Here is a 16,320-nt window from a genome sequence, read left to right on the forward strand (position 1 = left end):
CCTCCCTAAACGATCTTCAATTCCCGCAGTTTTTCCACCAGGGCGGCGGCCGCCTCGCGCGGTTCGCCTTCGATAATCTCCCCGTGCACCTGGCGCTGCGGGGTAAAGATGCGCTTCACCTTGGTCGGCGAGCCATTCAGGCCGAGGCAGTCGGGGTCGACATCCAGATCGGCGGCCGTCCACACCGGGATCTCCGTCCGGTTGGCCTTCATCGTGCCCTTCACCGTCGGATAGCGCGGCTCGATCGCCGTCTTGATAATCGTCACCACCGCCGGCAGCTGGGTCGAAATCACATCATAGCCCTCGTCGTGCTCGCGCTGGGCCTTCACCTTCGTGCCGTCGATCTCCACGCTCGCCGCGTAAGTCACCTGCGTCCAGCCAAGGTGCTCGGCCATCTCCGGGCCCACCTGGGCGGTATCGCCGTCGATCGCCTGCTTGCCGCACAGAATCAGGTCGGCGTTCCCCAGCTTGCGGACCGCCGCCGCCAGCGTATACGAAGTCGCCAGCGTATCCGCGCCGCCGAACGCCCGGTCGCTCACCAGCACCGCCGCGTCCGCGCCCATCGCCAGGCACTCCTTCAGCGCGTCCTTCGCCTGGGGCGGGCCCATGCTGATCACCGTCACCCGGCCGCCGTGCTTCTCCTTCAGCTGCAGGCCGATCTCCAGCGCGAACTTATCGAAGGGGTTGACGATGCTCGGCACCCCCTGCCTGATCAGCGTGTTCGTAACCGGGTCGATCTTGACCTCGGTCGTATCGGGAACCTGTTTCACGCAAACGACTATTTCCATGCTATATCCTCCTTCGGTTCGATGATTTCTTTAGTCGGTCAAGCCGTATTCTCTTAGCAACCCCTCCGCTCCCCACGGGCGTTTCGCCCACATTTCTAAAAAATATATTTTGCACGCAAAACATATTACGCAAAATTATTTCGCCCAATGCAAAAAAATTCCTCCTTTTCGAGGAAAATATATAGCAAATATCGTACCACTCGCAGCAAAAGCCGGTGTGTCAAGCTTTTACCAGCCCGCCAGGCGTTGCGCGCCGGCAACGGGCCGGAAAAAGGTATCCTTCCGTTGCGTCAGCGCAACACGCGTTGCGTCCGAGCAACAACCGGGTATATTACGCCCCGTTATGGCGATAATGAAAACAGGAGGGCGGAGCATGGCTTCTATCGGCAAATTCATCGGTCGGCTGCTGGGCGGGGGCGACAGGGCGCTGCACGACTGGGTGCTCGCCCTGCTGGAAATCCGGCCGGGCGACACCGTGCTCGAAATCGGCTGCGGCCCCGGCGCGGCGATGAAGAGAATCGTCACAACCCGCAAGGATGTTTTCGTCGTGGGCGTCGACGCTTCCGAGGAGGCGATCGGGGAGGCATGGCGGAAAAACGCGCGGGCTATCAAAGCGGGGCGGGCGATGCTGGTGCAGACCGATATCGCCCGCGGCCTGCCCGCCTTCGCCGCGCCGTTCGCCAGAGCTGTGGCCGTAAACGCGGCCCTCCCGGACGACAAGGCGGCTGATATCCTCAAAGTCGTCGGGAAAGCGCTTGCGCCTGGCGGCAGGCTAGCGGTGGCGGTGCGGCCGCCGGAAAAAGAGGCGAGCGAAGCCTACGTCCGCCTGCTCGGCAAAGAACTCCGCCGCCAGCTCGAAGCCGCCGGCTTCGCCACCGTCCGGCTGCACGAAAAAGTTTTGGGGCATTCCGCCGCCGTCTGCGTCACGGGGGTTAATCCGGCCCCGCCGGGGAATAAAAAATAGCCCCTTTACGGGGCGACTACTATCAACAAAGCCTTCGGGCGGAGGACACAGGCTACTGCGCCCAAGCTCCGGCTGAACGCGCCGTAAGGCTTGGGCCGACACCGCCGTACCGCCCGCAAAAGTCGCATCACGCTCCTTGCGACCTCGCCCGACCGTCCATGGTCGGGCGTACGTTGTGTTACCGGCCTGCTTCGCCAACGGCGCGTATCAGCCTCCGCAACGGCGCATACGCCTGCACCCTCCGCCGCCTCCGGCGTAACTTTTTGTCTTCATTTGCAGAGCAAATTTAATAGTAACTTGACCTTTCCAAACAATTCATCAAAAGTTATTACTTCAACATCCTTAAGTTCTCTCCTAAATATCTCAAACGAGCTTCTTTTAGCCTTGTCAGACATTTCGTTTTCTAATGAGCCTGCAATAACGACACATTTAGGATTTAACACACTTAGACTGCTTCCAGCCTTATAGCATAAACTATAATAATTCTTTTGAAATTCATCTTTATAGAATAAGACCTGATTTATTGTTCCCGAAAGAGATTGGCTAATTGAGTAAACATCGTCACGGTATTCAGAGCCTATAAGTTTTGTTTGCGGCGTCTTTATTTCAATGAGAACTATATTTTCAGTCACTTTATTTTGGTAAACAAAATCTACTGCTTTTCCACCTTCGTTGTCTATCCCTTTGCCGCCAACGTATACTTTCTCCTTCATTATGACAACAGGACAAGCAAACACTTGGGATATCACCCAAGAGTGATTCTTGAAAGTTTTTTGCCAAAAATCTTCATTACTGTTCGACTTATTTTGTTCCCATATATCTTCTACTCTTTTAAGGGTTGTTATCCCAATCACCGAATTAAGCTGTTCCAGGTTGGCTATTTCAAGGTCCTTCAATTTTTCTATGATTGCTGGAAGATTACCAATTTCAGCCAACTTCTTGACGCATTCAAATACAACTCTGTGGTTATTTTTTTGTAAGAGTTCCGTTATGAAGCTATCATTATCCATTATAGCTTCAATGATTTGAGCTGAATTTTTGTCTGTTAAGATAAATTTCTTCTGTCCATATGGTATTCCGTGAGTACCGTAAATCTTATATAACTGCTCTACTTGTTGAAATAATTCTAGTAGCTCCCTCGATTTAAGTTCTAACTTAAACCCCTCACCTGATTTAAGTTGGTTAAGATCGAACTCCTTAAGATCTTCCCAACTACTATTTTTATCTTTTCGTTGATATATAAAGACTCCTTTAATAGATGCGCTAGGGTTTTCTTGATTATTTACCATTTGTGGTCTAAAAACAAGCCTTGCCCTCTCCAATTCTCTTAATACAATATCATTAACGGTTGCTGTATTCTTTGAAGTAGATTTAATGGTTAAAATATTAGAGTGGTTATCCGTATTCATCTCATCGACCACCTTTAACTCATATGAGAAAGACCTTCGTCATCATATTATTTTCCCCTCCAGAATCTACAAATGTTTTACATTTGCTGCCATGATTTATAGAAATTTGTTCAAATGTGACATATTGTTATTAGTTATTGTCTATTCAAAAGAAACGGAGCACCCCTCACGGGGTGCTCCGCTTCTCCCTCACATACTCCACAACCTTCGCCAACGTCTCCCCTATCGGCCCCGCGATGCGCAATTCCGCCCGGTCGTCGAGGGCCGTTTCATCGCGGTTGACGATCGCGAACCGGCCGACGGTCAGCGGTATCTCCGCCGCCGGCCAGACGGTCAGGCTGGTGCCGACGACGAGCGCGAAGTCGCTGCGGAAAGCCTCCTGCTGGGCGGCGGCAAAATCGGCCGCCATGCGGTCACCGAACAGCACGACCGACGGCCTGAGCACCGCCTTGCAGCAGGGCGACAGCGGCGCCTCCGCCCCCGCGGCCAGCTGCTCTCGCAGCGCGGCCGCCGGGTGTTCGCTTTTGCAGGCCAGGCAGCGGCACCCTTCCAGGTTGCCGTGCACCTCGAACACCCGCTTCGAACCCGCCTGCTGGTGGAGCCCGTCGATGTTCTGGGTCACGACCGCCCGCAGCGTCCCCAGGCGGCTAAGCTCCGCCAGCGCCGCGTGCCCCTTGTTGGGCAGCTTGCCGGCCGTCAAGCTCTCCAGTTCCCGCCAGCAGCGGTAAAACAGCGCCGGGTCGGTGCGCAGCGTGCGGGCCGACAGCAGCTCGGGGTCGATCTTTTCCCACAGCCCCGCCCCGGGGCTGCGGAAATCCGGTATGCCGCTCTCGGTCGAAATGCCCGCACCTGTAAAAGCGATGGCATAATTCGCCCCCATCAGCAGCTCGCCTAACGCGGCGATTTTTTCATCCATGCCAAAATCCCGTCCTTAACTCATCCCTTATGCCAAAAAACAAACCTCGCCGCTGGCGACCGCCGGCAAACACTGTGCGCCGTTGGCGTTTTGGGCGAACCGCCGGTAGCGAGGACGGCGGCCGCTACTTAGCGAGAGAGCCGCTAACGACACCGTACGAGCGTCCATGGACGGACGCGAGAGCGACAAATGAACATGGATGTGAATTTGTCGATACTACGGTGGAGTCGGCGACGAGGTTAGTAAGACCGCCGCCCGCAGCGTGGTGGTTCACCCAAAACGCCAAAAGGCGCTCGGCAATACGCCCTTACGCCCGGCAGGAAAAATAACCCTTGCGTCAAAAGAGTAACCTTCAAGAACCATATCAAGCATCCGGGGAGGTTGCCTCAATGAGCGAAATCAAGACCATCTGCAGCGTCGGCACCGGGACGATGGGCCCTTATATGGCCGCCCTTTTTGCCCTGGCCGGCTACGACGTGCGCATGTACGGCCGCAGCGAGCCGAGCGTGGAGCGCGGCTTTCGCGGCGTCCGCGCCTGCCTCGATTCCTGCCGCGAGCACGGCCTCGTTTCCCCCGCGGATATTCCCGCCGCCGTCGCCCGGATTACGGGCACGGCCGACCTCGCCGCGGCGGCCGCCGGCGCCGATTTCGTCATGGAGTCGGTGTCCGAGGACCTGGCCGTCAAGCGCGAAGTTTTCGCCGCCCTCGAAAAACACTGCCCCGCCCACGCCATTTTCGCCTCAAACACCTCGGGGCTCAGCCCCACAGCCATCGCCGCCGGCCTCAGGCGCCCGGAGAGCTTCGTCGCCGCCCACTTCCTCAACCCGCCCCACCTGATGGCCATCGTCGAAGTCGTTCCCGGCGAAGCCACCGCTTCGGAAACGGTCGACGCCGCCTGCGATTTGCTGAAAAAGATCGGCAAAATCCCCGTCACCCTAAAGCGGGAAGCCCTCGGCTTCATCGCCAACCGCCTCCAGTTCGCCCTGCTCCGCGAAGCGCTCTACCTCGTCGAGCAAGGCATCGCCACAGCGGAAACTGTCGATACGACGATGAAACACCTCAGCCGCCGGATCTCGGCCACCGGCCCGCTGGAAACCGCCGACCTTGGTGGCGTGGACATCTTCCACAGCATCGCCGCCTACCTCCTGCCCGATCTTTGCGCCAGCCCCGCCCCGCCTGCGGCCCTCGCAGCCGCCAAGGAACGCGGCGACCTGGGAGCGAAAACCGGCCGCGGCATCTACGACTGGTCTGACGCCGCCAAACTCGCCGCCGTCAGAAAACACCGCGAAACCGTCCTCGCCGACTGGCTCCGCCGGGACAAAGCGTCCCTTTCATAAGCGGAATTGCAACCCCTAAGTCGTTCCCTAAAATATCTGCGAAAGGCTGGCTAGAAAGCCCCAGCTGCAAGGCGCCCCGGAGTCTGCGCCGCGACGCGTACTCGGAACGTACGCTAGCAAGCAGACGAGGAGCAACGCCGCAGATGGGGCTTTATCGCCAGCCTCTAAATTTTAAGGCACAAATTTAACCACAGGGAGCATATCCGGGGCGTGCGTCAGCACCGTCACCTTCGCCCCCGGCCCCTTCGCCGCCAGCGCCGCATCCAGCGCCTGCTGCACGGTGGCAAACGGCGTGAAGCCCAGCTTCACCGCCTCGGCGTCAGCTATGCCGCCCGACACGATATACACCGTCTCCCGCTCCTTCACCTGCGCCCAGGCGATCGCCAGCGCCGCCGCCACCTCGTCGCCGAGCTGCTTGCACGACACCAGGTCGCGGATAGCGCACGACCCCTTGGCCGTGTAATCCAGCATCTCGCTGTGGGTCACCGCCACCCCCTCGTAGCACGGCGTCACGAGGATGATAATCCCCCCGGCCTTCACGGCCAGGTCGGACGGGTAGAGCGTCTTGTGAGCCTGCCAGAACTCCAGGTCGCACGGGTGGGAGCTCGACACCACGATATCGGCCTCTTCGGGCACCTCCACCGCGTACACCGCCCGCGACAGCTCCACGCCCGCGTCGAACGCCGCCACCACGTCGCCGAAGAACGCCCCGACAACCTCGCCGTGGCGATTAAGCACCGTGTTGAAAATCGTGTTCAGGCCGATGGAGCGGGCGATCTCGTTCAGCTCGCGGCGCACCGGGTTGTCGGTCACGCCGAGGTACGAGCGCGGCGCCCGCACGCTCAGGAGGTGGGTCTCGGCCGTCGTCCGTTCGCCGGAGATGCCGGGCTGGACGATCTTCGCCCCGCCGGCGAAGCCCGGTATATGGTGGGGCACGATGCTGCCCACGCCAAGCTTGAAATCGGCCTCGTATGCTTCGCGGTTCACCGCCACGTACGTGCCGTTGGCCGTCGTCCCCAGCTCGACCAGCTCGGCCGGGTTCTTGTAATCGTGGTTGACCACCCTTACCCTGCGGACCACCTCGGGTCCGAACTTGGCAAGGATCTCCGCGTCGGTCATGAAGCGGTGCGTGCCGAGCGCGATCACGACCGCAATCTGCCCGTCCGCCACCCCGGCGGCGTTAAGCTCGTCGAGGAGAATGGGGATTATCTTATCGGTCGGCGTCAGGCGCGTATTGTCGTCGGCGACGATGACAACACTCTTCGCCCCCTTCGCCAGCTCGCGCAACGGCTTCGCGCCGATCGGCGCGTTCACCGCCCGCATCGCCTCGGCCTTCACATCGGCCACCGGCGGCACGTCCTTGGGAGAAAAAACGCCGAGCAGATTGGCGGCGGGGACGCTCACCGCCACCGTCTCCCTGCCATAAGGCAGCTTCACGCTGATCGCAGCCACTTCTGGCCCCCCTCTCCTATTTGCCCTGGCCGGCCATCTTGGCGGCCAGATAAATCGACTCGCTCATACTGCGGGAATCGGCCGTGCCTTTGCCCGCCTTGCCGAAAACGGTGCCATGGTCCACCGACGTGCGGATGAACGGCAGGCCGACGGTCACATTGACCCCCTCCTCGAACCCCAGCACCTTCAGCGGGATATGCCCCTGGTCGTGGTACATCACCACGACGATATCGAAATGGTTTTTGAGCGCCGCGCGGTAAAACACCGTATCGGGCGGCACCGGGCCGGTCACGTCGTAGCCCCGCCCCTTCGCCTCCTCGATCGCCGGGATGATCTCCTTGATCTCCTCGTCGCCGAACAGGCCGCCCTCGCCCGAGTGGGGGTTGAGTCCGGCCACCGCGATCCGCGGCTTGGCAAAGCCCAGCTGTTTCGCGGCCATATCCGCCAGCTCGATGACCCGCAGCACCCGCTCCTTCTTCACCAGGTCGCAGGCCTGGCGGAGCGACACGTGGGTTGTCACGTGGATGACCCTGAGCGGCCCGCCGGTCAGCATCATCGCGTACCCCTTCGTATTGGAAAGATCGCCGAGAATCTCGGTATGGCCGGGGTAATGGTACCCGCCGGCGTTCAGCGCCTCCTTGTGGAGCGGTGCGGTCGCGATGGCGGCTATATCGCCCTGCATCGCCAGTTCCACCCCTTTGGCCACATACTCGAACGCCGCCTTGCCGGCGCGGCCGTCCACCTTGGCGAACGGCAGATCGGCGGGCAGATTCTTCAGGTCGATGACATCGACCGTCCCGTAGGCGAAAGCGGCCTCAGCCACCTTCTCCACCGGGCGGAACTTCAGCGGGATATTCACGATCCCCGCCGCCCGCGCCATGATGCCCAGGTCGCCGATAACCAGCGGCCGGCAGACATCATACACTCCTTTGTCCTCCAGCGCCTTGACGATGATCTCCGGGCCGGCGCCGGTCGCGTCGCCCATGGTGATGCCGATGATCGGTTTCATAATTGCAGCAACTCCTCTTCGTATGCTCTTTTGTCGCCGGGCGGCCGTTTTTGCCATTGCCCGTCCTTATTTGCTATAATCAAAATAGGAAATAACGCCGAAGGGACCAACCATGAAGATATTCGCCATCGCCGACACCCACCTGTCCGGCAACCCGCCGAGCAAACCAATGTCGATCTTCGGCGACCGCTGGCTCGGCCACTGGGACAAAATCAAGGCCGACTGGCTGGAACGCGTCGCCCCCGAGGACACCGTCCTCATCGCCGGCGACATCTCCTGGGCCATGAAGCTGCCCGAGGCGCTGCCCGACCTCGAGGAGATCGCCGCCCTGCCGGGGCGCAAAATCCTCGTCCGCGGCAACCACGACTACTGGTGGCAGACGCTCGCCAAGATGAACGCCGCCACCGGCGGTCGCTTCACCTTCCTCCAAAACACCTTCGCCGCCGCCGGCGAATGGGCCGTGTGCGGCAGCCGCGGCTGGCTGCTGCCCGGCGACTCGGCCTTCGGCGAAGAAGACGAGGTCATCTACCGCCGCGAGCTCCTCCGCGTGCGGGCTTCCCTCGCCGCCGCCCGCGATGCCGGCTATACACGCCTCATCCTTATGCTCCACTACCCGCCCCGCACGAACGCCGACGCCACCGGCTTCACCGACCTCATGGCCGAGTTCGGCGTCGCCGTCTGCGTCTACGGCCACCTCCACAACGAAGCGGTCAACACCGCCCCCGTCGGCGACTTCGCCGGCACGGTGCACTATCTGGTGTCCTGCGACGCCCTCGACTTTAAGCTTCTCCAGATTATCTAGGGAGCCACCCTCTCACACTCCAATCTAGGCAGGCGAGGCAACGATGAAACCCATCGAACTGAGCAAAGAAACAAAACAGGATCTTATCAGCAGCATCAAAGAATACTTCGCCCGCGAGCGGGACGAGGAAATCAGCGACTTCCAGGCCGCCGCCGTGCTCGCCTTCATCCTCGAAACCGTCGGACCCCACATCTATAACCAAGCCGTTGCCGACGCCCACGCCCTAATGAGCGACAGGCTCGAAGACCTGTACGGCCTCGAAAAGCGGCCCCGGTAACGCTAGAATGTCATCACATCCGGGTTCTCCCAGCGGCGGGCGTTGGCGAGGATGATATCGACCAGCCCCCTGGCGCCCTCCTTGACAACATTGTAAACCGGCACCTTCACACTGTTCCGCACCGCCACCTGCAGGCGGACGAAATCGACGAACGCCGGCTTATACGCCTTGGTCTCCACCCGGTACTCCGGATAAAAGGGATTTATCGTCACCGCCAGCAGCGGCACCCTCTTCACCACCCCGGCCACCGCCCCGCCCCGCTCGGCCGCCATCAGCAGCTCGTGGTAGGTCACCGGGTTGCCGGTCACCAGCAGCTTCACCGGGTCGGCGAACGCCAGCAGAAATGGCCGCGGCTTCTCGGCCAGCCGGTCGCCGAGGGCTTTCAGGGCCCGTTCGCCGATGACCCCCGGCACATACAGATAAGCATACTTCGGAATATGCTCTTCAAGCACCTGGTCGACGTCCTTCTCCGTCAGCAGCGAGGACAGCGGCCAGGTTTTTATTTCGTCCAGGTCGGCGTCGAGCAGCGTCACCTGCGTCAGCTGCTTCTCGGCCAGCGCCTGGGCCCGCGGCACCGCCGGCAGCGTGGAGAGCCGCCAGATCACGCCCGTCTCCTGGGCGAGGCGGGGGATGTCGGGCGTCCTTGATGCGCCGGTCGCAAGGATGAACCCATCCGTCTCCACCATCGGCGCGATGCGGTTTAAAGCGCCGTCAAAAATCGTCGCCCCCGGCCCCAGGCGGCTCAATATCCCGGCCAGCTCCCGCACCTCGGTGCTCTTGTTCGGGCCGGCCGTCACCACCAGGCCGCTGGCCGTCACCCTGGCCACATGGATGCGGCCGAGAGGAGTCTGAATGGCGGTCGCCAGCAGCGGGCTCAGTCCCGCCGTGCTCACCTCCAGGCACTTCTCCGCCGTCGCCACCACGTCGCCCGGCTCCACCCGCAGCTTGGGCTTGGGCAGGCCGGTGACATTATCGATATTCTCGCCGTCATAGCCGATGCTCGTCAGGCAGAACCCGACCCCGCGCGCCCTCAGTTCCTGCATGATAGCGGCGGTGGCTGTCGTCTTGCCCGTATTCTTGGCGGTGCCGGCGATACCCAGCCTGATTTCCAGCAATACCATCACCTACAGATAATAATAGCATTAATTAATTCAGCAGCCGGCCCGTCAAGCCCTGCCGGCCGGTCAATTTTTATACGCAAAAGGGAGCATAATGCGTTGCTTATGCTCCCCGCAGATGGACTTCCTGCCCTATGCCCCGGTATCGCTACCCTAATTTCTTAGAGAAAAAGCCCGTCATCCCGGCATCCGCCACCCGCTTCTGAATAGCGGCCACGTCGGTCGTATACAGGTTCTTCTCCTTCATATGCTCGAAATACACCGAGCCGGAGAAAGTGTACTTCTTCGTCAGTCCCTCCTTGGTCTGCATGCTCGTCCGCACAAAAGCGATCGCGTCGCCGCAGGCCAGGCTCTCGGGAATTGTCGCCGGCTCCTGTCCGAACGCCGCCCGGGCCGCGTTATGGCCCGCCAGCGTACCGGTGATGATCGCCTCGGTGTGGCCCACCAGCAGCCCGGCCTTTTCGCCGCCGCAGAAAACGTTGTCCAGCCCCTCCACCTTGAGGGCGTTATCGCGCGGCAGCATCCCCAGATAGCGCATAGAATTGCCGATGCCGCCCGAATACGGGTCCTCGAAGCGGGCGTTCTCGAAACCGGGGATCTGGCGGAGGATATCGAGCGGATAATAGGCCGACATCAGCTTGGCGTGGCCGGTGTCGAGCAGAATGACATTCTCGGCGAACTCCTTCAGCGCATATTGCTGGCAGGCCTTCTGCCCCAGCGATTCCATGCTCTTGCGCAGGCTGGCCGGGATGGGCACGACCACCACCCCCGTGCGGTCGAGCTGTTCGTGAATCTCCCTGGACAGCGAATCCTTGTGCAGCTTGCACGACCCGCTCATCGCCCCCAGCGTGCCGTCGGCCTTCTGGCCCATGATCTCCGGTGCCCCCGCCTTGGCGGCGATCGAGAACCGCGGCCCGAAGGTCGGACAGCGGTAAATGCACATCGCGCAGCCGTTGCCGTACTTCATGCAGTTGCCCTGCGGCCCGGCCGTGCCGGCGGCATCGACGAACGTGTCGCCGGTCGCCGCGACATCCGGCTCGCCGTGATGGCCCTCGGCGGTAACCTTCGTGATCCTGTTGCCGTCCTTCTCGATCTCCTTGACGCGGCAGTGCATATGCACCTTGATGCCGGCGCCCTCCACCGCCTTCTTGACCGCCGGCTCGATCAGCGCCACATCGTACAGATTGGCGTGCTTATGGCCGGGAAACTCGATATTCTTGTGGCGCGCGTTGGCGTCGGCGATCTGGAAGAGATCGCCGCCGCCCATGGCCAGCATCTCCTCGGTGGCGGGGAAGCGGCCGTTATTGCGCATGATACCGCCCACCAGCCCGGTGCCCAGCAGCATATCGGCCCGCTCGAATAGCTCCACCTCGCAGCCCGCCTTGCGGGCCGCCAGCGCCGCCGCGCTGCCCGCCCAGCCGCCGCCGACCACGACAACCTTCTTAGACATAACTAATTCCCTCCTTTGCAGACTTTCTAAGGTTGTCTAAAAAGCTCCAGATGCAAGGCGTACCGGAAGAGCGCGCCGCGACGCGTACTCGGTGCGTACGCTAGCAAGCGCTCTGAGGAACAACGCCGCAGATGGACTTTTTAGGCAGCCGCTAAATCAAGCCCACGTGCTTGGCGACAATCTCCATCAGCCTCACCTGCGCCTTGATGCCGTAGCGGAACACATCCTTCAGCAGATTGCCCTTGCTGTCGGTCGTCGCCAGGTCGGGCGAAATGTAGATGTTGCCGTCGTAAGCCACCGTCGGGATGACGCCCATCTGCGCCATGCCGCTCTGGAAGATGTTCGTGCCCGAATACATATCCTCGATCGCGAAGATCGGCAACCCCATCTGGCCATCCTTCCAGGTGCCCTCGTAGTTGACCTCGACGGCCCGGGAATTGTAGGACTTGGTAATAATAAGCCCCGCCTTGATCGTCGGGTGAATCTTGTCGAACTCTTCCTTGACCACGTCGTAGAGGTCGTCGACCGACTTGGTGTAAACCTCCGGATTATCGCGCAGCACCTTGAGGGCCTGGATCTGGGTGGCCAGCGCCTCCTTGCCGGGGTCGAACGTGACATAGGCGGCCTTACCGTAGGATGCGGTAGTCCCCCAGCGGTCGCCGTGCATGCCCATCGCCCGGCGAATGGGAACCATCACGTCCTCCTTGCCGATAATCAGGCCGCTCGTCGCACAGCCGCTCGCCTTGTCCATCGAGTAGATGATCGCGTCCGCGCCCGATTTGCGGATATCGTGGCCGATGCCTGGCACGCCCCAGGCGTTGTCAAGTACATAAGGGATGTTGTACTCCTTGCACAGTTTGGCGTACAGCTTCTGCAGCTTCGGCGTGCCGTCCGCATCCTTCGCCCCGTAGCCGTAGCCCGGCGTCTCGTACGCCAGCGACGTCATGCCTGTCAGCATATTGCCGTGCCGCTCGGCCACCTTCTTCATCGCCTCATAAGTGGCCTCAGGGTCGACCTTCGTCAGCAGCGGCACCGGGTGATACTTGATGCCGTGGACCGGGTAGTTGGCCCCCTCCAGCGGCACGATCAGCGTGTCGAGATTATTCTGGCGCTTGCCATAGAAGCCCAGTTCGCCGGGCGTCGAGCCGCGGTCGGCGATAATATCCTTATACTTGCCGGGGAAAGGCCGCCCATAGCCGCCCTGGTGGTGGAAATGCTTCTCCAGCGGCGCGATATAGCGGGCCCGGTAGCAGTCGCCCCGCCCCAGGGCCGGCGGCGTAAACAGCGAATCGAAGCTGCACCAGAGGCCTGCCTCGCACGTGCTGACAGGTGCGGCGTCGTACCCGTCGCCGTAGAGATCCTTGACAAGCTCGCGGATCTGGTCCACCATTCCCGCCAACGGCGTTACCGTCTTGGCAGCCTCCTCGCTGGCCCTCATGATATCCTCGCGCAGCGGCGCCGGACAGCCGGATATGCCGCCCGTCATCCCGAACTTGCCCCTGATCTCGGCGGGAATGCCGATCTCGTCGGCCGCCGCCTTGGCCTCGGCGTAGATTGTCGGGATATTCATCTGGAGATACTTGTACATCTGAAACTTATACTTGAACTTGGCCATTGCCCAATCCCCCTTCTATTGTTTCACCTTCACGATCATTTCCACTTCGCAGGCGGCGTCCAGCGGCAGCTCGTTCACCCCCACCGCCGACCGGGCGTGCAGGCCCTTGTCGCCGAAAAGCTGTCCCAAAAGCTCCGACGCCCCGTTGATAACCTTCGGCTGGCCGTTAAACCCGGGGGCGCTGGACACGAACCCCGTCACCTTCACCACCTGCTCGACATTATCCAGACTGCCGACCTGCGCCTTGATCACGCTCAGGCAATTCAGCACACACACGCGGGCCGCCTCATACCCCTGGCTCTCGTCCAGGTCGCGGCCCACCTTGCCCTTGTACTTCAGCTCGCCGCCCACGAACGGAATCTGCCCGGCCGTATAAACATACCCGCCGGACGCCACCGCCGGCACATACGCCGCCACTGGCTTGGGCGCCTCCGGCAGCGTCAGCCCCATCTCCTTCAGTTTGCTCTCGATACTCATGCTACTCACCTCCTTCGCCCGGCAACCGGAAGCTCACCGCGGCGCCCAACGGCGTCCCCAGCTCCACCCCGGTCAGCAGCCGGTCGGTCCTGATAACGATATTCAGATGATTGGGCATATGCGTTTCGTCGAACCCGGCAAGCACCCCGACCGGCCGGCCGTCCAGCAGCACCTCGTCGCCGCTCACCAGCACCCCGCCCGCCGCCACGGCGAAAAAGCCGAGATAAGCGATGCGGTCAACCCGGCTGCCGGGTTTGGCCCCCGCCTCGTCGGTGAGGATGAGCTCATGCACGTCATGGCGGCGGAGGCAGCGGGAAATCGGCGTAATCAGCGCCAGCCCCCGGTCCTCCATCCTCCCCTGCAACAACACCACCAGCGCCCCCTCCACCGCGCTCTTCTTCGCATAGGGATTGGCGGCGAACTTGCCCGCCGCGTAGGGATCAGTACTCATATTAGCCCCCCTGTCGCCCGATTCACGACATTATCATCCCTCGACACGCGGAAAATATGTAGCTCTAAGCCTCATCCGACCGTCCGCACCGTATCCTTCCCGGCCCGGCCGGGGTAAGCCCCCTCCTCCCGGCTGCCCAAAGCCCCGTCGTGCAGCGCCGCCACGAAATCCCCTTCCTTGATAACCGCGTCCAGCACCCCTTCAATCCCTTCCACCAGCTTCGCGGCCGCCGCGTCCGCAGCCGCCGTCGGCGCGATGCCCGCCTGACCGAGAAAGCGGAACCCCTCCTGCACCGCCCTCAGTGTATCCACCTTGGCCGGTGCCGAGATCGGCCCCCCCGAATACGCCTCATCCGTCGAAGCGATCGAAATCGCGTCCACCTCCAGCGCCGCCGCCAGGCAGGCGTGCAGGGCGGTCGACATCGCCGACTGCACCCGGTCCTCGGTATGCGTCAGAAACCCGATCGGCGCCCCCGGCCAAATCGGGGCGTTCACGATCCCCCTGAGCGCCATCACCTTCGCCGCGTTGAAATCGATGTAATTATCCTCCATCAGCCCGTGGATCATCACCTCGGGCGAATAAGCGAACAACGGCTGGAGAATCGGCCGCGCCCCCAGGCGCACCGCCAGATCGGCCACAATCAGCATCCCGGCGAACGCCTTATAAGCCGGCACCCCGGCCAGCTCCTCATTCGTCACCACATCGAACGGCAAATTATATTTCTTCGCATACAAAATGGCGTTATAGCCATCCACCGTCAGCCGCGCGGGGTCGGTGCCCGCCCCTAAAGCCCCGTAGCAAATATTGATCTTCGTCAGATCAGCGCCCAGCTTCGCCGCCAGCACCACCGTCTCCGGCGTGTTCAGGCCGCGGTGCGCCCTCACCTGCCACAGCGTCGACTTCTCCAGTCCGGCGCCGATGCGGTTGAGATTGGCCGGCGTTATCACCGTCCCGTCCTCCTGGTGGGTAAGGAACCCGTCCAGAAACCCCTCCGTCCTAGCCCCCCACGACGGGTCGAAATGCACCACCCCGTCAGCCCCCCACGCCTCGCTCGCCAGAATATGGCCGATATCCATGAACGGGCAGCCGGTACCGTACTGGTTGAACACCAGCGGCTTGCGGCGGCTGTGCTGCAGCTTCAGCACCGACATGCGGGCCTTCGTCTCCGCCAGGTAGCTCTCCAGCCCGGCCACCTCTTCCTTCGTGAACCGCCGCGTCTTGGGATGAAGCTCGCCGGTCGCGTAATACCTCTGCGGCACCTCGCCGCACAGCGCCGGATAATGCTCGTACAGCGCCCCGTCGCCCTCGCGGGCCCGCCACCTTGCCGCATCCCACAGCTCGTCGCGCAGCCGGGCCCGTTCCACGCCGGGCGACGTCCTCACCCTCGCCCAGTCCTCGATCATCGCGCTGATCGTCGCCAGCTTTCCGGCGATGCCGGCATGGCGATAGCGGTAATCGTAGCCCGCCGTCATATCCGCCTTCTCCTTGTGAGTACGGGTCGGGTCGGGCACATACTCCCGCCGCTCGACGAAACACCGCACCTCCTCCACCGACGTACCGGGGCCGAACCCGGCGTCGAACCCCAGCTCGGCCGCCAGCTCCCTCCTTACAGCCATGCCGCCGATGCCGATGCGCGCCGTCGTGCGCAGGCCGGCCGCATCCGCCAGATCGATGAACCGGGCCAGCAATTCGGCCACGCCGTAGCCCAGCGTGCGCCCGACCAGCAGCGTCTCGGCGCCCTGCTTCAGCGCCTGGCTCACGATCTCCTCCGGCGTCAGATCGGGCGGCAGCAGCACCGTCTCGTGCCCCGCCTGCTCCAGCCCGCGGGCGATCATCTTCAAACCGATATCATGCACCGGATCGAGCGGCGCCAGCAGCACCCTGCTCACACCCTCGCCTCCCCGCCCGCCTCGCCGAGCAGCCAACGGTACCGGTCGGCGGGTCGGTAAACATACGCGCGGCCCCGCACCCGCACCCCCGGCCCCTCGTACTGGGCGAAAACCACATCCACATCCTTGAACCCGAACTCCTTCAGCAGGCCGAGCATATACTTGCGGCCCGCCTCCTCGCTGCCGCAGACGAAAAACGTCTCAACATCAAGCGCGTCCATCACCTGTTCCAGAGCCTTATCCATGGCAATCCTCCTTGCTTAGCCTCGTCGCTAGTATTGGACGCCCCGCCGAGCTTTATACCGCCGCGCCGCCACTCCCCCAAAACGCCGTCCGGCCTTCTTAGCCTTTTCCGCCATCCCCCAT

Annotated in this window: 16 protein-coding genes; 4 read left to right on the top strand and 12 right to left on the bottom strand. The window is 61.8% G+C overall.

What is annotated here, in order from left to right; all coding sequences use genetic code 11:
- Nucleotides 1-5: 5 nt before the first annotated feature.
- On the bottom strand, nucleotides 6-788 hold the full coding sequence (locus RIN56_10820; GenBank protein MDR7867300.1) for an electron transfer flavoprotein subunit beta/FixA family protein: 783 nt from the start codon (nucleotides 786-788) through the stop codon (nucleotides 6-8).
- Nucleotides 789-1,161: 373 nt separating this feature from the next.
- Here RIN56_10820 and RIN56_10825 point away from each other — a divergent pair, with 373 nt between their 5' ends.
- Nucleotides 1,162-1,752: a methyltransferase domain-containing protein gene (locus RIN56_10825; protein ID MDR7867301.1), complete on the top strand. Its 591-nt coding sequence runs from the start codon at nucleotides 1,162-1,164 to the stop codon at nucleotides 1,750-1,752.
- Between the two features lie 269 nt (nucleotides 1,753-2,021).
- Here RIN56_10825 and RIN56_10830 read toward each other — a convergent pair whose 3' ends face one another.
- On the bottom strand, nucleotides 2,022-3,161 hold the full coding sequence (locus RIN56_10830; GenBank protein ID MDR7867302.1) for a DUF4263 domain-containing protein: 1,140 nt from the start codon (nucleotides 3,159-3,161) through the stop codon (nucleotides 2,022-2,024).
- Nucleotides 3,162-3,327: 166 nt separating this feature from the next.
- The gene (locus tag RIN56_10835) at nucleotides 3,328-4,077 is read right to left on the bottom strand and encodes a Sir2 family NAD-dependent protein deacetylase (protein ID MDR7867303.1); all 750 of its coding nucleotides are present in this window, start codon (nucleotides 4,075-4,077) and stop codon (nucleotides 3,328-3,330) included.
- A 389-nt stretch (nucleotides 4,078-4,466) separates the two neighbouring features.
- Here RIN56_10835 and RIN56_10840 point away from each other — a divergent pair, with 389 nt between their 5' ends.
- Nucleotides 4,467-5,414, top strand: a complete 948-nt coding sequence (locus tag RIN56_10840) for a 3-hydroxyacyl-CoA dehydrogenase family protein (GenBank protein MDR7867304.1) — start codon at nucleotides 4,467-4,469, stop codon at nucleotides 5,412-5,414.
- A 171-nt stretch (nucleotides 5,415-5,585) separates the two neighbouring features.
- On the opposite strand, the gene larA is transcribed toward RIN56_10840, so the two are convergent.
- Together larA and pdxA are read right to left on the bottom strand one after the other, a co-directional pair.
- Complete coding sequence (larA, locus tag RIN56_10845; protein MDR7867305.1) at nucleotides 5,586-6,866, bottom strand: nickel-dependent lactate racemase; 1,281 nt, start codon at nucleotides 6,864-6,866, stop codon at nucleotides 5,586-5,588.
- 16 nt (nucleotides 6,867-6,882) lie between these two features.
- The gene (gene pdxA, locus RIN56_10850; GenBank protein MDR7867306.1) at nucleotides 6,883-7,875 is read right to left on the bottom strand and encodes a 4-hydroxythreonine-4-phosphate dehydrogenase PdxA; all 993 of its coding nucleotides are present in this window, start codon (nucleotides 7,873-7,875) and stop codon (nucleotides 6,883-6,885) included.
- Nucleotides 7,876-7,987: 112 nt separating this feature from the next.
- Here pdxA and RIN56_10855 point away from each other — a divergent pair, with 112 nt between their 5' ends.
- Together RIN56_10855 and RIN56_10860 are read left to right on the top strand one after the other, a co-directional pair.
- Nucleotides 7,988-8,677 carry a metallophosphoesterase gene (locus RIN56_10855; protein ID MDR7867307.1) on the top strand — a complete coding sequence of 230 codons (690 nt, stop codon included), beginning with the start codon at nucleotides 7,988-7,990 and terminating at the stop codon, nucleotides 8,675-8,677.
- A 43-nt stretch (nucleotides 8,678-8,720) separates the two neighbouring features.
- Nucleotides 8,721-8,954 carry a DUF2164 domain-containing protein gene (locus RIN56_10860; GenBank protein ID MDR7867308.1) on the top strand — a complete coding sequence of 78 codons (234 nt, stop codon included), beginning with the start codon at nucleotides 8,721-8,723 and terminating at the stop codon, nucleotides 8,952-8,954.
- A 2-nt stretch (nucleotides 8,955-8,956) separates the two neighbouring features.
- On the opposite strand, the gene RIN56_10865 is transcribed toward RIN56_10860, so the two are convergent.
- The 7 genes from RIN56_10865 to RIN56_10895 all read right to left on the bottom strand — a co-directional run bounded on the left by RIN56_10865 (nucleotide 8,957) and on the right by RIN56_10895 (nucleotide 16,199).
- Nucleotides 8,957-10,078 (bottom strand): hypothetical protein, encoded by a 1,122-nt coding sequence (locus RIN56_10865; GenBank protein ID MDR7867309.1) that lies wholly within the window; start codon nucleotides 10,076-10,078, stop codon nucleotides 8,957-8,959.
- A 142-nt stretch (nucleotides 10,079-10,220) separates the two neighbouring features.
- On the bottom strand, nucleotides 10,221-11,522 hold the full coding sequence (locus tag RIN56_10870) for an FAD-dependent oxidoreductase (protein MDR7867310.1): 1,302 nt from the start codon (nucleotides 11,520-11,522) through the stop codon (nucleotides 10,221-10,223).
- 151 nt (nucleotides 11,523-11,673) lie between these two features.
- Entirely contained in the window at nucleotides 11,674-13,137 is a 1,464-nt protein-coding gene (locus RIN56_10875) for a hypothetical protein (GenBank protein MDR7867311.1), read from the bottom strand.
- Nucleotides 13,138-13,152: 15 nt separating this feature from the next.
- On the bottom strand, nucleotides 13,153-13,614 hold the full coding sequence (locus RIN56_10880) for a RidA family protein (protein ID MDR7867312.1): 462 nt from the start codon (nucleotides 13,612-13,614) through the stop codon (nucleotides 13,153-13,155).
- A 1-nt stretch (nucleotide 13,615) separates the two neighbouring features.
- Nucleotides 13,616-14,065 (bottom strand): hypothetical protein, encoded by a 450-nt coding sequence (locus tag RIN56_10885; GenBank protein MDR7867313.1) that lies wholly within the window; start codon nucleotides 14,063-14,065, stop codon nucleotides 13,616-13,618.
- Between the two features lie 71 nt (nucleotides 14,066-14,136).
- On the bottom strand, nucleotides 14,137-15,954 hold the full coding sequence (locus RIN56_10890) for a cobalamin-dependent protein (protein ID MDR7867314.1): 1,818 nt from the start codon (nucleotides 15,952-15,954) through the stop codon (nucleotides 14,137-14,139).
- A complete protein-coding gene (locus RIN56_10895; protein MDR7867315.1) occupies nucleotides 15,951-16,199 on the bottom strand; it encodes a hypothetical protein in 249 nt (82 codons plus the stop codon). Before RIN56_10895 ends, RIN56_10890 begins: the two co-directional genes overlap by 4 nt.
- Nucleotides 16,200-16,320 lie beyond the last annotated feature (121 nt).

It is taken from the genome of Sporomusaceae bacterium (genome assembly GCA_031460455.1).
Lineage (GTDB): Bacteria > Bacillota > Negativicutes > Sporomusales > UBA7701 > Anaeroselena.